Raw genomic sequence first — 311 nt, 5'->3', positions numbered from 1 at the left:
CCGCATGGCGCGAGCTGCTGAAGCATTACCGCACCCATTTCTCCTGGTTCTGGAAGCAGCGTCATACCCTCACTCCGCCCAAACTGAAGGCGGAAGAAACCGAGTTTTTACCCGCCACGCTGGCGCTGCAACTGGCACCGGTATCACCGGCCGGGCGCTGGACCGCGCGAGTACTCATGGCGATTATTCTCTGCCTGTTCCTGTGGTCGGTGTTTGGCAAAGTGGACATTATCGTGACGGCGAGCGGGAAAATCATTCCTTCCACCCGCGCCAAAACCATCGCCTCGGTTGAAACGGCACGTGTGGAGCAG

General features: G+C 59.2%; 1 pseudogene. It reads left to right on the top strand.

The annotated features are described in order from the left end of the window. A pseudogene (locus tag M977_RS25620) lies at positions 1-311 on the top strand (HlyD family type I secretion periplasmic adaptor subunit); the annotation flags it as partial.

It is taken from the genome of Buttiauxella gaviniae ATCC 51604 (genome assembly GCF_001654835.1).
Lineage (GTDB): Bacteria > Pseudomonadota > Gammaproteobacteria > Enterobacterales > Enterobacteriaceae > Buttiauxella > Buttiauxella gaviniae.
This window is presented reverse-complemented; position numbering and strand designations above follow the sequence as displayed.